Raw genomic sequence first — 17,364 nt, 5'->3', positions numbered from 1 at the left:
GCAAATATGCACGACAGACAGCGCAGCCAATGATCAACTGGGACAACGCACGTTTTTTTCTCGCCGTGGCGCGCACGGGCACGTTGCGCGGCGCGGCGGCACAACTCGATGTCGATCAGGCGACGGTCGGCCGGCGGATCGCCGCGCTCGAAGAAACGCTTTCGGCGACGCTGTTTCTGCGCACCCCTGCCTTGTTTGTGCTGACGCCGGCCGGCGAAGCCCTGCTCGGGGCGGCCGAGACGATGGAGCAGGCCGCCTTGTCGATCGAACGGCGAATTGCAGGACTCGACGATCAACTGGCCGGCACGCTCCGCGTCGCCACGACGGATTCGCTCGGCAAACGCTTCGTGGTGCCGGCCATCGCCAAAGTACGGCGTGCGCATCCGGGCATCGAGATCGTCTGCGTGACGTCCGCGCAGATCGCCAATCTGACGCGGCGCGAAGCGGACGTGGCAATCCGCACGCTGCGGCCCGATGCACCCGACCTGATCGCGCGCAAGCTCGCGCAACTGGACGTCGGTATTTACGCGTCGCGCGAATACATTGCCGCACGCGGCGAGCCGCGCGAAGGCGAGGCGTTCGATGGGCACGATCTGGTGATGTATCAACAGCCGGCCTCGCCGTCGATGCGGGCGGCGTTGTGCGGCGAGCCGAGTTCGCGTGGGCGTCTCGTGTTCCAGACGCAATCCACCGCGATGCTGTTCGAGGCAGCCCTGGCCGGCTTCGGTATCGCCGAGCTGCCATGTTTTCGCGCTGATTACGAACCGGAACTGGTGCGCGTGATGCCGCATCGCGCGGAGCCGTTCGATGTCTGGGTAGTCGCGCACGCCGATCTATACAAGACCGCGCGGATGCAGGTGCTGATTGCGGCGGTGGCAGAAGAATTCGCGCAGGCGAGTTGAGGCACGCTAGCGCACTTCAAGTCGTATTCGCACGTCGATGCGTTTAGTGCGACGCAGTATTGAGTTCGTTTAGACGCTGCGAATCCAGCACCGGCCACAACGGCGGATCGGCCAGCGGCGGCGCTGCCTTGATCATTCCCGGCGCGTTCTCGAACACCTCGGCGAGCCAGTCGACAAAGGCTCGCACGCGCGGCGAAATCTGCCGGCTTTTCACATACGTCACCGAGACGGCGACCGGCGTCGGCTTGCATTTCGGCAGGACCTCGATCAACTGTCCGGATGCAAGATACGGCGCAGCGGCGGCGCGTCCAGGCTGAATCAGTCCCAGGCCTTCGAGCCCGCACGCGAGGTACGTGTGTTCGTCGTTCACCTGAATGAAGCCGTCTACTTTGACCTTGCTCGTCCGCGCCGCCAGGCTGAAGTCGAAGTCCACGCGCCGCCCGGTCTGCGTCGACAGCCAGTTCACCGCGACGTGATCAGCGAGATCGTCCAGATGACGCGGCTCGCCGTACCGTGCGAGATACGCCGGGCTCGCGCAGGTGACGCGTTCGAGCAGCCCGAGGCGGCGCGCAAGCAGCCGGGAATCGGGTAACTCGCCCAGTTCGATGCTGCAATCCACGCTTTCGCCAATCAGATCGAGCGTGCGCTGACCCACGCCGAGCGCCAGCTCGACATGCGGATGCAACGCACGAAACGAGGCCAGAGCGGGCACCACGATCGACGCGGCGATCATGCCCGGCATTGCGACGCGCAAGCGGCCGCGCAGATTCTCCGGGCGGTTGAACAGGCCCGACTCGACTTCTTCAATCGCGGCGAGAATCTGTGCGCAGCGTTCATAATACGCGGCGCCCTCCGTGGTCAGCGTGACCTTGCGCGTCGTGCGCACCAGCAATTGCACGCCGAGCAGGGACTCAAGCGCCTGCACGGTGGTGGTTGCAGTGGCGCGCGGAATCTCAAGCGATTCGGCAGCGCGCGTGAAGCTGCTGGCATCGACGATCCGCACGAAGATGCGCATGGCCTGCACTCGATCTATCACGATGCTTCTCCGGTAAGGCGCGGGGTGTGGCGAGTCAGCCAGGCAGCGAGCAGGGGCGCGAGCGCGAATGTCGCGAACAGCCAGAGCGCAGTGTGTTGCGCGCCGGATAGCGGGGCGAGGGTCGTGAGACCAGCGCCGTTCGCAACGAGACCCGCGAGCGCCGAGCCGAACGCCATCGCGAACAGTTGAATGGTGGTGATCGAGAGGGACGCCAGATTCTCTTCGCCCGGCTGCGCGGCAGTAAACACACGAGTTAGCAGATGCGGCCAGCCGATCCCGACACCCAGCCCGACACTTACGAGCGCCGCGCACAATGCGGTGGTACCCGGCAAGCCATCGAACAAACCTGCTATCGGCATCAGCCATGCAAGCGCGGCGAGTCCGAGTGCCGCGACCACCGGACCGGCGCGGCTCAAGCGCTGAGCAGCGATGGCGGAGCATCCGGCGCTGAACATTGAGCCGACCGACCAGCCGGCCGCCATCAATGCGGTCAGATAACCGGCGGCCAGCGGCGAACGTCCGTGGATCGTCTGCAAGAAATACGGCACAAAGATTTCACTGGTCACGCCGATGCCGAGCAGACTCATGCAGGCGTAGATGCGGCCGATCCGCGTGCGAATCGAAAACGAACCGCTCGGCAACAAGCGCGTGTGGGCGTCGCTGCGTTCGAGTCTCGCAAGCAGCCAGACGAAGCCAAGGCCGGCGATAACGCCGAGCGCGTTCCAGCGCATGTCGTCGGTTAATGCGGCGAGCGAAATCACCAGCACTGAGGCGCCGAGCAAGCTGACCTTGAGCAACGGGATTGGTTGAGCCGCTTCACCGTGGGCGCGTTTGTCATCGACCTCGCGATGCACGATCACGGCGAGCAGCAGCACGACCGGCAGCAACACCCAGAACGCCAGCCGCCAGTCGCCGAGCTGCGCGAAGATGCCGCCGACCGCCGGCCCGCATAGCGTCGCAACCCCCCACATACCCGACACCAGTCCCATCGCGCGCGGCCACAGGCGCTCTTCGAACACCACGCGAATCAGCGCGTAACTGAGAGCGAGCAGAATGCCGCCGCCGAAACCTTGCAGCGTGCGGCCGGCGAGCATCCATAGCATCGACGGTGCAGTCGCGCACACGACGGTGCCGAGCGCGAACACCGCCAGCGCGCTGAAGTACGTGGAGCGCGCGCCGAGCACCGCGAGCAGGCGTACCGACAGCACCGAGCCGAGAATCGACGCGACCACAAACAAGGTGGTGTTCCACGCATACAGTTCGAGCCCACCGATGTCGTGCACGACCGACGGCAGGATCGTCGTTGCCACATACACATTGGTGGCATGCAGCGCGACGCCACCCGCGAGACCCAACGCCCGCCAGCCGTTACTGCCGCTGAGCAGGTCGCTCCACGCCGGCACATCCGATTGCAGATTTTTCATGTCATGGACAGCCGTGCGAGGCTGGCTTATTATGCAAGTATTGGCTTGGATAATAATGCGCTCCAATGAGATATGCAAATGAAAGCTTGGAAAATTCACCGGCCGTTACGCAAGCCGCGTCAGCGGCTGCGCCGGTGGATCGCATCCTGAATCTGTTGAAGACACAGGGGTCTTTGTCGACGGCATCTATCGCGGGCGAACTCGGCATCACGGTCGAAGCCGCGCGGCAGCAGATCCAGAAGCTGCTGACAGGCGGCTTGATCGAAGGGCGCCAGGCGTCGCAGGCGGGGCCAGGGCGGCCGAGTCAAAGCTGGGGTTTGACGGAAGCGGGCAACGCACGCTTTCCAGATACGCATCCGCAATTGACCGTGCAGCTGCTCGGCTCGATCCGTCAGCTATTTGGCGAAGAGGGCCTCGACAAATTGATCGATCAGCGTGCAGTCGAAACGCGCGCGAACTATCTCGCGGCGCTCAAGCCGATCAAGGGCCTCAAGGCGCGGCTGACCAGGCTCGCTGAAATTCGCAGCGCCGAAGGCTATATGGCCGAGTTGCAGAAAGACGGGCGCGACTGGCTGCTGCTCGAGAACCACTGCCCGATCTGCGCGGCGGCGCGCACCTGCCAGGGTTTTTGCCGCACGGAGTTGCAGTTGTTTGCGGAGATCGTCGGCGAGGAGGGATCGATTGAGCGCGAGGAGCATGTGCTGGCCGGCGCGCGACGATGTACCTATCGCGTGAAGCTCAAGAGCAAATAGCACTGCATTTCAGCGCATGTTTATGCGCTTCGGATTGTTTAGACGATCAACTGCTTACCGCGAATTTTTTGCGAATAAATTTCCGCTTTTTCCATGCGAGGATAAAACGCCAACAACGTTCACGTATGTGCGATAGCTAGTCGATCCGCATACACGCGATAGCGCGCCGGACACGCCAGCCGTGTGCGCTTCGTCTCTCGCAAGGAAAACCCGTCGTGAAATTCTCCTCTCGCCTTGGCGTGGCAGTTCTTGTCGTCCATAGTCTGCTTCCTCTCAGCGCATCCGCGCAATCGCAACTCACCTACACCACGTCGTGGATCGGCAATAGCTTTGGTTTCGGTGATGGCAAGTGGATGCAGCAGGACATTCAGGCGATCAGCGTCGGCGCCGATGGCACCGTTTATACCAACGCCCCCTGGGATGAAAGCGGTAGCGAAATCGCCGCGTACCGTGCGGGCGACAAGATCGCCGTGGCCGGTTCGACGCATGGCTGGGGCGCTGCCGGCGGCGATGCGGTCGCGACGAACCGTACCTACCTGTACGCGGCAATGTCGATCGGCAATGAGAACAATGGACTGATCGGCGCGGACTATCCGCCGGCCAACCAGACATGGTTCGGCGTGACGCGTCGCACGCTTGCCAATCTGGCGACCGGCGCGCCTTTCACGGGCGGCATCGGCAATAGCGCCAACGCGACGAAGAACAGCTTCCTGCTGCTTGACACGGTGACGGCCGGCACCGATGCGGGCATTCGCGGCATGGCGGCCACCGATACCGAACTGTATGTCGCGGATACCATCAACAGCCGGATCCTCGTGTTCGACGCGGCCTCGATGCAGCGTTTGCGATCGTGGAACGTGCCTTCACCGGGACGCATTGCAATCGACACGGATTCGACGCTGTGGGTGATGAGCGGTGTTTCGTCCGGAAACCTAAGCATCCTTCACTACGCCGCCAATGGCACGGCGCTCTCCGGCACCTTGACCTTGCCCGCCGGCGTAGTGCCGACCGACATTGCGATTACGCCGTCCGGACAAATCCTTGTCGCCGACAACGGACCGTCGCAGCAGATCCTCGTCTACAACAAGGACGCCTACGGTCAGCCGCAAGCTGCCGCGCCGATCGGCACGCGTAACGGCATCTTCCATGTGGTCAAGGGCGTGCCGGGCAACTGGCGCTTCAACGGCATCACGGGTATCGGTCTTGATCCGGCCGGCAATCTGTATGTCGCGCAGAACGGCGAAGGGCCGCGGCCGCTCGGCTCGGCATCGGTTGGTCAAGGTGCGGTGCTCGAGAGCTATGGTTACAGCACGCATGCACTCAACTGGCGTCTGTACGGGCTGACTTTCGTCGATAGCGCCGCGTTCGATCCGGCAACGCCGAATTCCGTCTACACGGGCTCGAAGCGTTTCACGCTCGACTACAGCCAACCGGTTGGCCACGAATGGTCGTATGCCGGCTTCACGCTCGACCGCTTCGATTATCCCGACGACCCGGCCTTTCACGAGCCGCGCGGTGTGCGCGGCGAGCCGATGGTGCGGCGAATCAACGGTCAGCCGTTTCTCTATACGCTCGATCCTGGCGCGCATTATCTGAACGTCTATCGCTTCGATGCGGCGCATGGAGAAATGGCGGTTCCGTCCGGCTTGCTGGCGCAAAATCCGCTGCCGGGCACGTGGCCCGCAGCGCAGCCCACCTACGGCGAATGGTTATGGCGCGACAGCAATGGCAACGGCACCGTCGACGCCAGCGAGATCAGCAGCAATCCATCGACGGGCAGCACGGTTGGCAACGGCTTCTGGTGGGTCGATACGCCCGGCAACGTGTGGCTTGCCACGCCGACGAGCGGCATCCGCGAGATGCCGCTGCAAGGTCTCGACTCGGCCGGCAATCCGATCTACACGTACGCGAGCTCGAAGATGTTCGCGATGCCGCAACCGTTCACGCGGATCGCGCGGATCGTCTACGTCGCCGAGACCGACACGATGTACATATCGGGCTTTACGAGCGCGATCCCGTGGGATTCGACGCACTGGAAAGAGGCGGGCCCGGTGCTCGCGCGCTATGACAACTGGAGTTCCGGCACACCGACGCAGCAATACACGGTCTCCTTGCCATGGAACACGCAAACCAGTCCGCAGACGACAACGGTCGGCATTGCCGTGGCGGGCAATTACGTCTTCATCGCCGAGCTGTACACCGCGAAGGTGGACGTGTATGACGCGCGCACGGGCCAGGCGGTCGGTTATATGACGCCGGGCGCAAGCGTCGGCAACACCAGCGGCTGGGTGGATGTTTATCTCGGCATCAACGCGGTGCAGCGCGCCAATGGCGAATACGTCGTCCTGCTGGAAGATGACGCGCGCGCGAAAATCCTGATGTATCGGTGGACGCCTTGACGTGAATCGCGTGGATCGCGATGAGTCCGAGCACGAATAGACGCCAGCGCACGATCGGTATATAACAACGTGAAAGGATGGCTTTGTTCACTGATGCATCAACCTGAGAGAAGTTTCATCATGACGCAAGACGTAACGCCTAAGCCGCCCTCAGAAGACCGGCCCGACCTGGAACACCTCGATGCCGCGCTCAGTCACGTGGGCCAGCAGGTATCGTCCGGCAGCATTGCTTCGGGCGCCGCAAAGGGCATTCTGTATAGCCTGATCGAAACCCTTGGCGCGTTCGTCGGCGATCCCGATCTGCCAGAGCACGCCCGTTCTGGTTACGAGGGACTGCTGGAAGCCGCTCGCGAATTGCGCGCGAAGCTCGACCACTGAAGGCGAAGAGCGCGCGGCCTGCGGGCGGCGTGGTTCGCATCGCCGTGAGAGTCGGCGTGAGCGCCGACGTGGCGCGGGCGTTTGCTATTGCCATAGCAGCGGCAATTCGGCGAATGCAAACCGCTGGCGCAACTTGTCGGTGCATTTCGCCGTCGCATTAGCTGCCACAATTTGGCGGCTCGGTTCTCTGTGATAAAAAGGCGCATTGTTTCCAACATTGCGCCTTTTTTATGCTTTCCACGTCCGCTATCGCGTTGCTGGCCATCGGCATTATCGTCGTGCTGATTACGCCGGGTCCGACCAATACGCTGCTTGCGGCTGCTGGTTTGCGTCAGGGCGTGCGCCGTTCTTTGCCGCTGATCGCCGCTGAACTCGCCGGCTATCTTCTGTCGATTTCCGTGTGGGGGCATTTTCTCGCGCAAGCCGCGCACGCGCTACCGTGGTTGCCGTCGCTGCTACGCGTGGCGGCCGGTGTGTACATCGCATATCTCGCCGTTGATATGTGGCGTGCGGCGGTGGCTTTGCCCGATTCGACGCAGCGGGCGAGCGGCATGCGCACGCTATTCGTGGCGACGCTGCTCAACCCGAAAGGCTTGTTGTTCGCCGGTACGATCTTTCCCGCCGTCGCGTTCGCGCATGTGCCCGCGTATGCCACGGCGATGTTGATGTTCGCCTGCCTGCTGGTGCCGATCGCGCTTGCGTGGATCGCGTTCGGCGCGGCGCTTGGCAGCGGCAAACTCACCTGGTTGAATCCGGTGAAGATGCAGCGCGGCGCGTCGATCGTGCTGGGCGTGTTTTCCTTGTCGCTTGCGTGGGCGGCGCTGCATTAATTACGCCTCTTGTGCAGCGTGCTTAAGCTTCCATCCTGCTGTCCACGCTCAACGCCTCAAGCCATTCCGGCGGCGCGGAGGTGATGTCCAGTTGCGGTGTGCCGTGCCAGTCCGCACAGCGCTGCAAAGCGCGGCGCAGATCGCCCGCAAGCCTCGCACTCAGGCGCACGCCGGGTTCGATATGCAGCGATTTCAGTTCGAACACGCCGGTGGTCCGATGCGCTTTCGCATCCACGCGACCGACCAGGCGCCCCCGGCTCAAAAGCGGCAGCACGAAGTAGCCGTATTTGCGTTTCGCGGCCGGTGTATAGCATTCGATCGCATAGTCGAAGTCGAAGAGCGCGGCGGCGCGCTTGCGGTCCCACACCACGGGATCGAACGGCGATAGCACCGTGGTGACGGTTGAAGCGAGCTTGCCGTTCGCTGCGTCGTCGATCATCGGCACGAATTCGTGATGGACGAAGGTGTCCTGCTTCCAGCCTTCCACTTGAACCGGGATCAACTCACCGCGATCGGCGAGCGCATGCAGTTCGTCGCGATAGGGGCGGCGCGGCAGCCGGTAGTAATCGGCAACCCAATCGGCGCGCACGACACCGAGCGCGCGGCAGGTGCGGCGCAACGCTTCCTCGGTGACGGTTTCCCGCGGCGGCAGGTCGCGCGCGTCGTCCCAGTCCGGTAACACGCGTTCGGTCAGATCGTAGACGCGATGAAAATTGCGCCGCTCGGCCACCATCAATTGCCCGATCGCGAACAGCACTTCAAGATGGCGTTTCTCCGGCTTCCAGTCCCACCAGCCGTTGCCCTTGCCCGCCTCGCGTGCGAAGTCCGCAGAACGCACGGGGCCTGTTGTGCGGATATGCGCGAGCAGCTTCTCGATCTCTTTGCGGTACTTCTTGTGCCATTCCGCCGCATATTTCCAGCCCATATCGCTCGGGTCGAGCATGCGATGGCGCAGCAGGCCGTAGTCTTCGGTCGGGACGAAACAGGCTTCATGCGACCAGTATTCGAACAGCTTGCCTTCGGCGAGATGCTCGTCGAGCCATTGCTGCGGATAGGCGCCGAGCCGGCTGAACAGCACGAGATACGGACTGCGCGCAACGACGTGGATCGTATCGATCTGCAGTTGCGCCATGCGGCGAATCGCGTCGAGCACGTCGGCTTTGACGGCCTTGCGGCGCGGCGGCGTCAACAAACCTTGCGCGGCTAGATGCAGGGTACGGGCGGCAGATAGCGGAAGAGTCTTCACGCGGGCGTCGGTCACGGGATTAGGAGCGGACGCGAGGTCCGGCCTGGATCAGCAGCCGCTACTTTAGCGCGAATACGGCAGACGAATCGGCGTGGAATGCAACGGGAGCATGGCAGTGCTGGCGGCGCGGTGGACCCAATGACAACGGCGCCGCAACTTCGCAACTCAGCCGAATGGCCGTTACCAGTCGCGCCTGTGGTGCTTATCCCAGCCGCGGTGGCGGCCATGGTCGTGGTGTCCGCGATACCCGCGGTAGTAATCGCCGCGATACCCATAGCCATACGCCGGTTGCACCGGCGCATAAACGACCGGAGGCGGCGCATAAACCACGGGTGGCTGGGCATAAATGGGGCCGGGGGTGTTGACGAACACGCCGACGTCCACCCGGGCCAAGGCAGAGGTCGATGCGCAGACGGCAGCTAGGCTGAAGGCGGCGAAAACGATCGCGCGTTGGATCATGCTTGTCTCCTGTTTCGACCAGAGTTCGCGCTTCAGCGTGTCGACCAGAGTGCGCGCTTTAGCGCGCTACTCCGGTCCCATGCAGAGCACTTACTCTGGTCCCATGCAAGATTGCGGTCGAAAGAGTCAGCCATTCGCTGTCGAATGGCTGACGACAATCTTACGAGACAGAAAGAAAAGCAGGTGCAACCAGTTGAAGGCGTGTGTAACAGCAGATTACCCCGGGAGGCCGCTCAGGCCCCCAAAGCGACCGCTTCCCCCGCTGAAACGGCCAGCAGCTGGTGGATCTGCGCGACCACCGCCGCACCTTCTCCAACCGCCGCCGCGACGCGTTTCGTCGACCCGGCGCGCGCGTCGCCGATCGCATACACGCCTTCGACAGTTGTAGCGAGATCGCAGACTGAGGCGCCGTCCACGCCGGCGCCGGTCAGCACGAAGCCCTTGTCGTCCAGTTCCACGCCGCAGGTGCGCAGCCAGTCGGTATTCGGATCAGCGCCGGTGAACAGGAACAGATGGCGCGTATCGAGGCTTGCAGTGCCGTCCGGTAGCGGCTTCTTCAACACGACCGATGCCAACCCGATGTCGTCTGCCTCGAGCCGGCCGACTTCCGAGTGCGGATGCACGAAGACATTCGGCAGCGAACGGATGCGGTCGATCAGATAGCGCGACATAGTGGCTTCAAAACCGCCCCGGCGGATCAGCACATGGACCTTGGCCGCGTGCGTCGCCAGATAGACGATCGCCTGGCCCGCCGAATTGCCGCCGCCCACCAGTACGATCTCCTGGCGTTTGCATAGCTTGGCCTCGACCGGCGACGCCCAGTAGTAGACGCCACGCCCATCGAAACGGTCGAGCCCTTCGAGCGCGGGGCGCCGATAGACCGCGCCGCTCGCGATCACGATGGTACGAGCCGTGATCTTGCCGCCGCACTTGAGTTCCAGCCGGTACGGCGATTCCGCGCAATGCAGCGCCTTGACGTGGACCGGAATCGCCACGTGCGCGCCGAATTTCTGCGCCTGGACGAACGCGCGGCCCGCCAGTGCCTGGCCGGAGATGCCGGTCGGAAAGCCGAGATAGTTTTCGATCCGCGAACTGGCGCCCGCCTGGCCGCCTGGCGCGCGGCTGTCTAGCACGATGACTGAGAGTCCTTCGGACGCCGCGTACACGGCCGTAGCGAGGCCGGCCGGGCCAGCACCGACGATCGCGACGTCGTACACATGCGAATCGTCGAGATCGGGCAGCAAGCCGAGGCAGGTGGCGAGTTCCGGCATGCTCGGATGACGCAGCACCGAGCCGTCCGGGCAGATCACCAGCGGCATGTCTTCCTTCTGCGCGGCGAATTGCTCGATCAGGCGCAGCGCGTCTTCGTCGCGCTCGTCGATAACCGAGTGAGGATGGCCGTTACGCGACAGGAAGCCTTGCAGCATGACGAGCCGTGCGTCGCTGCTGTTGCCAATCAGGATCGGGCCACCCGCGCCCTTTTCGATTAGCGACACGCGCCGCAGAATCAGCGCCCGCATGATGCGTTCGCCCAGTTCGGCCTCGGCGACGATCAACGCGCGCAGCTTGTCCGGCGGGATCAGCAAAGCGTCGACCGAGGTGACCGCCATGCCGTTGACCAGCGCGGGCCGCCCGGACAGCTGACCGACTTCCGCGAGGAAATGCTTTGCGCCATGCTCCGCAATCAGAACCTCGCGGCCGATGCCATCGCGCTGATACACCTTCACGCGCCCTTCCAGCAGCACGAACATGCCTGGGCCGGTATAGCCGGTCTCGAACAGCAGCTCACCAGCTTCCCAGTGGCCCACTTCGCCGAACCGGCGCAGACGATCGATTTCCGCGCACGTGAGTTCGGGGAACATCTGATGCATGCGCGTCGCAAGCGACGAAAACGGCGCGTCGGCGACGACGGCCTGTTGCCCTTCAACTTCTTGAGTCGACAGCATTGAACCGCTCCTTCTGTGTTCATCCTGAATGATCGACACGGGGGGCGAAGCGGCGCGGGCGCACAAGGGCGCCGATATGAACGCGCTGCTGCGCTACACGGCCTTTGGCGCGATTTCGTCGCCGACCGCCACATCGGGCGGCGGCATACCGGGCAGCGCGTCCACCGCTTTGCCCGAGTCGCGCCAGGCTTCCATACCGCCGCGTAACGGCAGCACGTCGGCGAAGCCGGCTTCGTTCATCTGTTTGGCCATCCATGCCGCGGATATTTCATTCGGGCACGAACAGTAAATCACTACCTTCTGATCGTGCGGGTAGGTTGCGACGATCTCCTCGAGCTGCCGCTCGTCGGCGAATTGCGAACCCGGAATCACGAACGGGTCGAGTGCGCGCTTTTCCTGCGAGCGGATATCGAACAGTACCGGCGTTTTGCCGGACGCGACCAGCGCCGCCAGCTCCTCGATTTCCATCCGCTGGGTCGCGAGCTTGGAAATCAGCTGGCGCCGGCGAATCCAGCGATAGGCCGCATACACCAGCAGCAACGCGACGGCCACCAGCGCGGCCGTGCGCCCCAAGCGACCGGCCATGGCGAACAGCATGTCGATCTGCCGGGCGAACAGCGCGCCGATGATCAAACCGGTACCCGACCACAAGGCGGCGCCGATGCTGTCGTAAGTGAGAAACGTGCGGTAGCGCGTGCCCATCGCGCCGGCCATCGGAATCGACACGATCGACAGGCCCGGCACGAACTTCGCCACCGCCAGCACACGCACACCCCAGCGGCCGAAAAAGCGTTCGGTCTTTTTTACGCAGGTGTCGCGCGACAGCGAAAGACGGCAGATCGTTTTCAGCGTGTTGCCGCCGTACATACGGCCGGCGAGATACCAGGCGCTGTCGCCGATCAGGGTGGCGAAGATCGACAACACCAGGACCGGCATCAGTTGCGTGCCCACGGAGCCGGGATGCATGGCCGCCATCGCCCCGAACAGCACGAGCGACGGCATCGCCGGCACCGGCAGCCCGAGCGAGGCGGCCAGCACGTTGACGAAGACGAGCGCCGGTCCATATTGCTCGACGAGATCATGTAGCATCGGCTTACATCCGCGGCCCTTTCGGGCGCGGCGCAGGTAGGGAAAGCAACGGGGTATGTAAGGATTATGGACGCATTTTCAAGACGTGCAAATGTCCGGAAATGCATGCGGTTATTAGCGTGTTAAAAGCGCGACCGTGGTTTGCCCGCGGGTTAAAGGCGCGGAATAGAAGCGCGAATGGAACAAAACGAACGGATTGAAGCTTTCGCGGCAAGCGAACGATGAATAACGGCCTACGGATGCCCGTAGGCCGTTATTCGGTACGCAAACCAAAGGCGGTGTTGCAGAAACTGCGCACGGCATTCGCGCGTAAGCGTAATACCGTAGGTGGCAGCTTTATTGACGATGGTTGTGCTGTTCGCCCGGCAATTCCGCGCCATGCGCGCGAATGGCCGCAATCAGCTCGGCGGGCGTGATTTCGTAGCGCACTTCGCGGTGAATGCCTGGCTTGCGCTCATCGATCTCGACCAGAAGAATGCCTTTGCCGTCTTCTGTCGATTCGAGGCGCAGCGAGCGGAGTTCGCGCGCCGTTGCGTCGTCGTATTCGGTGAGCAGGGCCATTGACCCGGAGGACCCGGTAGTGCGCATCGAGGTTGTCCTTGTTCCGTTGTTGATCGAACCATTGTACGGGCAGGTTGGCGCGCCGTCTGTCGCACGGCGCTCACACGTGGGAAATCCGCCCGCCACCTATCTGCTTGCCGGAACGCCGCGCTGCGCCGCATTGGCCAATGGCTGGCGAGGCCCGCCGGGCAATGCGAGCCATGACGCCCGACTGTGACAACCAAGTTTAACGCGACTCTCCGCGCCGACGGATGCATTTTTCGTGCCCCGTGACGGTGCAGTCCTTCTCCCCGGCTGTCACGGTGCTGACGCGCGCATCGGTTAGACACCGGCGCAACGAGAGAAACACGCCGCAAAAAAATAGCCCGTCCTTGAAGGGACGGGCTGCTAAACGCCGTTGTTACTCGGGTCAGCCTGCCCTTACAACTAATTGGGCGCTGACGTTTGCATCCTGATGCGTCAATTCTGGACTGTCGAGGTGGGAGTAACGCCGATCTATCAGATCAATGTCAATTCTTCCTGCTCAGGTTCGTGCGCCTCTTGCGCCTCGTGTGCGATTCCGAGCAGGTTTATCTGGCGCTGAGCCGTTAATGCAGGGCTGATTCATGCGTGCCGGGTAGCCCTTGAAAACCGGTGCCAGATGCGTCGCGCGTAGCTTGCAAAAGCGCTACACTGCGCCGTTATCAGGGCTGCAGACGCAATTCGCCCCTCGAAACAGCAGCGGTCTGCCTGCGCGAATCACGCTACTTCAGCGAGCTGATGCAGAAGATCCTCGACCGTACGCAGGAGTCATTGGCCCAAGCGTTCGCTTCGCTCGCGCAGAACGCGAAGCGTCAGCAGCGGGTGTATCTGGCGACCATCGCGTCACTGATGCTGATCGTGGTGATTTTCGCGCTGCTGTTGGCCGTGCTCGCCGCGGACAAACAACTCGACTACCGGCGCGTCCTGGCCACCCAGAACGCCACTGACGTCTCGCTGCTCCTGCATCGGGAAGAGTCGTTCTTGCGGCGCGCGGACTTCACGCTCGACTACTATCACGGCACTGACAACGTGTTGCGCGTGCCTGACGGCGTCGAGCAGTCGATCTTGCTGACGGGTGCCGCGCGCGGCACCGTCGACAGGATCGGCGCGCAATTCGACCTGCTGGTTGGCGAAGCAACGCGTACCGCGTGGGGACCGGAGTTCGGCGCGAAACTATGGCGCCTGTATGAAGCAGCGCAGTCCACGCTGGTGACCCAGCAGGCCTTCGAGGTCCAGCAGCGTGCGCTGCTGCTCGGGTTGAATGAAGACTACGCCGCCATTCTGCCTTCCCTCGCTCACCCGCCTGCCGGAAGCACCGCCAACATCGCGGATACTCCGTCACTGCAGCCGGCGGTCATCAAAACACTGCGCGAGAGCCTCGAACGCGAAATCAAGCGGCAAACTGGCAAGCGCGTGCCGGGCAAGGGCGAGCATATCTGGCTCGGTCCGTATCGCGACCCGCTGCAGGGCATTCCCGTGATCTCGGCTGTGAGTGCCTACTATGCGGGCGACACGCCGGTGACGCTGGTCACCATGAGCATTCCGCTGGACGCGCTTTCCGCGCTTCTCGCCCGGCCCGCTGCCGAGGGCGCGCTGCTGCTGATGACGGTGGACCACCGTGTGATTGTGTCGTCGCCGCCCATCGACGGGCAAACCGCAAAAATGCTGCAAGACGCCGTTGCGCTTACGCCGTCTGATGCGTATCGCTTTACGCGCGGCGGCGCGGTTCTGAGCGAGCCGCTCATACCCGGGTTCGGCACGGCGGTCGGTTATATCTCGTGGCGCTCGCTGGCCGGCGCGCTCAGCGAGCAACTGATCGTGCTTACCTGCCTCACGCTGCTGGTCCTGCTGGCGATCGCGCTGACGGCCCGCTTCTGGGGCTTGCGTCTGTTGCGCAGCAGCTTTGCGGAGACGTCTCGTGCGCTCGAGAGCGAAACCATCAACCACATTCTGGTCAACGCGACGCCGGTTGGTTTATGCATCGCCCGGCAAAGCGACTATTCGATCCTCACAGCCAATGCGCTTGCCGCCGACTTGCTGCAGATCGAATCCGGCAGCGATCGTCTGCCGCCGCACATTGTCAGCGAATTGCTTGCTCAGGCGCCGGACAGACCTTCTGTCACGACGTTTGCGAAGATCGCAGCGTTTGTCGTGGCGGCGCAACCGCCGCAGGGCTTACTGTCTCAACCGCAAAGCGAGGTTCCTGCGCAGGCGGACTCAAGCGCCGCCGCGGGCAATCGGTTTCTCCAGTTCACCTACGCGCCCGCGCGCTACGCAGGAGAGGACGTGCTGTTCTGCGCGATTCTCGACGTGACCGCGCAGCACGCGCTCGAACAGCAACTGCGGCTCGCCCGGCAGGCCGCGGAAACGACGATGCGCGCGCGCTCCAATTTCTTCGCGTCGATGAGCCACGAAATCCGTACGCCGTTGAACGCGTTGCTCGGCAACCTTGAACTGTTCGCGCGAACGCCGGGGCTTGAAGCACACACGCAACGGCTGACCGTGCTAGGCGTGGCGGCTGACGCGTTGCGCCACATCGTCAATGACATCCTCGACTTTTCGAAGATCGATGCCGGTGAGATGAAGCTGCAGATCGAGGCGTTCCGGCCCATCGATGATTTTGAAAATATCGCGCTCTCCTACGTGCCAATGACGACGGATCGCACGATCCGCTTTTATTCGCATCTGGCGCAGACGCTCGACCAGGTGGTGCGTGGCGATCGCACGCGGATCGCGCAGATCGTCAACAACCTGCTGAGCAACGCATTTAAATTCACGACGTGCGGCAAGATCGTGCTGAACGCAGAGGTGCACAACGATCTGCAGGGCCGCCCGGTTCTGATCTGCCGTGTCTACGATTCAGGGATCGGCATGGATCCGGCGCTGGTGGCGCGCATCTTCAATCCGTTCGAGCAGGGCGAGGCGAGTACGTCGAGCCGCTACGGCGGCACGGGCCTCGGTCTGTCGATTTGCGCGCGACTCTGCGAGTTGATGGGCGGCCATATCTCGGTCGAGAGCGTGCTGGGGGTGGGCAGCGCATTCACCGTGTCGATACCGCTTGCGCTGTCGCCCGAAGAGCAGCGCGAGCCGGTTGTCGAACCGGCCCGCCGGGGCACGGTACTGGTGCTGTGTCGGGAGCGCGAATCGGGGCAGTTGCTCGGCGAATGGCTGCGCCGGGCGGGCTGGGTTGACCATGCAGTGATGTCGTTGCGTAGTGGGCAGGCCTGGCTGCGCGTGAACCGGCCGGATGTGATGATGTTTACGGGTGAGTATGGGGTCGATGCTATTGCCGAAATGCGGGCGATACAGCCTGTCAGCTCCGTGTGGATCACGCGGCATGGCCCACATCGTCCGGCTGTGCGCAGCGACGGCGTGTTCGAGGCCAGTGAGTTCAGCCATGTGGCGATTCTGGACGCGGTTGAGCTTGCAGCCGAGGGCGCAGCGGCCGCTGACCGGGCCGCGTCGTCGCCCGCCGACCCCACGCTTCCAGGACCGCTCGCGTCCGATCCAGCGCTGCGGGGTCTGACAGTCCTGGTGGCCGAAGACAACCCGCTGATTCAGACCTTGGTTGCTGAGCAGCTCGGCGTGCTTGGCTGCCTGCCGACGATCGCCGGCGACGGACGGCAAGCGCTGGCGGCATTTGAACAGGGGCACTTTGAGGTTGTGCTCAGCGATATCCACATGCCGGTCATGGATGGATACGCGTTGCTAGCGGCATTGCGCAAAGCGCATGCGGATGTGCCGGTGCTGGCCTTTAGCGCCGTCACCGACAATCAGCAGCAGGCTGGCTGGCGGGAGCGCGGCTTTACCGGTTATATCGCGAAGCCGGCGTCGCTGGGCGAACTGGAGGCAGCCTTGCTCGCGGTGACATCGGCGAGGCCGCAGCCGGCGACGGCGGCAGGAACGACGGCAGCATCAGGTGTGCAGACAGAGCCGGCTCCGGCGACACCGGTTGCGGTCAGCGCAGCCGCGGACCCCGTTGATACGCTCAGCGCGGACGATAAGGCACGTTACACGGCGATGCTCAAGGAGCACTTGCAGAACGATCTGCCGAGGCTGCTGGCGATTGTCGAACAGGAAGACCGGGAGGCATTGGGCGCCTGGGCGCATAGCGCCGGCGGCGCGTTCCTCGTCGTGCAGGAGCGGCAGTTCTCGCAACAATGCCGTGAGCTGCAGCGGCTCTGTGAGAACAGCGCGAGCTGGACAACCGAGATGGACGAACGCGCGATCTCGCTGCACGAGGCGGTATGCGATCGATTCGGGCTGGATGAAGCGTCGATGCATTGACGTGTGCAGCGGCAATTGACGTCAATACAGCCGT

The 17,364-nt window shown here is 63.2% G+C and carries 13 protein-coding genes; 6 read left to right on the top strand and 7 right to left on the bottom strand.

The annotated features are described in order from the left end of the window. Positions 1 to 32 precede the first annotated feature (32 nt). Positions 33 to 902 (top strand): LysR family transcriptional regulator, encoded by an 870-nt coding sequence (locus PQQ86_RS37925; RefSeq protein ID WP_408279454.1) that lies wholly within the window; start codon positions 33 to 35, stop codon positions 900 to 902. Between the two features lie 43 nt (positions 903 to 945). Here PQQ86_RS37925 and PQQ86_RS37920 read toward each other — a convergent pair whose 3' ends face one another. Next, entirely contained in the window at positions 946 to 1,938 is a 993-nt protein-coding gene (locus tag PQQ86_RS37920) for a LysR family transcriptional regulator (protein ID WP_408279153.1), read from the bottom strand. Next, on the bottom strand, positions 1,935 to 3,362 hold the full coding sequence (locus PQQ86_RS37915; RefSeq protein WP_408279151.1) for an MFS transporter: 1,428 nt from the start codon (positions 3,360 to 3,362) through the stop codon (positions 1,935 to 1,937). The genes PQQ86_RS37920 and PQQ86_RS37915 overlap by 4 nt, the downstream gene beginning before the upstream one ends. 86 nt (positions 3,363 to 3,448) lie before the next feature. Here PQQ86_RS37915 and PQQ86_RS37910 point away from each other — a divergent pair, with 86 nt between their 5' ends. The 4 genes from PQQ86_RS37910 to PQQ86_RS37895 all read left to right on the top strand — a co-directional run bounded on the left by PQQ86_RS37910 (position 3,449) and on the right by PQQ86_RS37895 (position 7,721). Continuing rightward, entirely contained in the window at positions 3,449 to 4,114 is a 666-nt protein-coding gene (locus PQQ86_RS37910; protein WP_408279147.1) for a helix-turn-helix transcriptional regulator, read from the top strand. Between the two features lie 215 nt (positions 4,115 to 4,329). Continuing rightward, the gene (locus PQQ86_RS37905; protein ID WP_408279144.1) at positions 4,330 to 6,513 is read left to right on the top strand and encodes an NHL repeat-containing protein; all 2,184 of its coding nucleotides are present in this window, start codon (positions 4,330 to 4,332) and stop codon (positions 6,511 to 6,513) included. A gap of 120 nt (positions 6,514 to 6,633) precedes the next feature. After that, entirely contained in the window at positions 6,634 to 6,891 is a 258-nt protein-coding gene (locus PQQ86_RS37900) for a hypothetical protein (protein ID WP_408279141.1), read from the top strand. A 230-nt stretch (positions 6,892 to 7,121) separates the two neighbouring features. Beyond that, positions 7,122 to 7,721 (top strand): LysE family translocator, encoded by a 600-nt coding sequence (locus PQQ86_RS37895; protein ID WP_097394908.1) that lies wholly within the window; start codon positions 7,122 to 7,124, stop codon positions 7,719 to 7,721. A gap of 22 nt (positions 7,722 to 7,743) precedes the next feature. Here PQQ86_RS37895 and PQQ86_RS37890 read toward each other — a convergent pair whose 3' ends face one another. The 5 genes from PQQ86_RS37890 to PQQ86_RS37870 all read right to left on the bottom strand — a co-directional run bounded on the left by PQQ86_RS37890 (position 7,744) and on the right by PQQ86_RS37870 (position 13,049). Further along, positions 7,744 to 8,967, bottom strand: a complete 1,224-nt coding sequence (locus tag PQQ86_RS37890) for a winged helix-turn-helix domain-containing protein (protein ID WP_408279138.1) — start codon at positions 8,965 to 8,967, stop codon at positions 7,744 to 7,746. 180 nt (positions 8,968 to 9,147) lie between these two features. Further along, on the bottom strand, positions 9,148 to 9,426 hold the full coding sequence (locus PQQ86_RS37885; RefSeq protein ID WP_408279135.1) for a hypothetical protein: 279 nt from the start codon (positions 9,424 to 9,426) through the stop codon (positions 9,148 to 9,150). Positions 9,427 to 9,659: 233 nt separating this feature from the next. Continuing rightward, positions 9,660 to 11,372: an FAD-dependent oxidoreductase gene (locus PQQ86_RS37880; RefSeq protein ID WP_408279132.1), complete on the bottom strand. Its 1,713-nt coding sequence runs from the start codon at positions 11,370 to 11,372 to the stop codon at positions 9,660 to 9,662. Positions 11,373 to 11,465: 93 nt separating this feature from the next. Continuing rightward, positions 11,466 to 12,461 carry a DedA family protein/thiosulfate sulfurtransferase GlpE gene (locus PQQ86_RS37875; RefSeq protein WP_408279129.1) on the bottom strand — a complete coding sequence of 332 codons (996 nt, stop codon included), beginning with the start codon at positions 12,459 to 12,461 and terminating at the stop codon, positions 11,466 to 11,468. Positions 12,462 to 12,797: 336 nt separating this feature from the next. Then, positions 12,798 to 13,049 carry a hypothetical protein gene (locus tag PQQ86_RS37870; RefSeq protein WP_408279126.1) on the bottom strand — a complete coding sequence of 84 codons (252 nt, stop codon included), beginning with the start codon at positions 13,047 to 13,049 and terminating at the stop codon, positions 12,798 to 12,800. 732 nt (positions 13,050 to 13,781) lie between these two features. On the opposite strand from PQQ86_RS37870, the gene PQQ86_RS37865 reads away from it, so the two are divergent. Next, complete coding sequence (locus tag PQQ86_RS37865; protein ID WP_408279123.1) at positions 13,782 to 17,330, top strand: ATP-binding protein; 3,549 nt, start codon at positions 13,782 to 13,784, stop codon at positions 17,328 to 17,330. The last annotated feature ends 34 nt before the right edge of the window (positions 17,331 to 17,364 follow it).

This window comes from Paraburkholderia sediminicola, assembly GCF_046026675.1.
GTDB classification, from domain to species: Bacteria; Pseudomonadota; Gammaproteobacteria; order Burkholderiales; family Burkholderiaceae; genus Paraburkholderia; species Paraburkholderia sediminicola_F.
The sequence above is the reverse complement of the archived record's forward strand: the minus strand, read 5'-3'. Positions and strand labels throughout refer to the sequence as shown.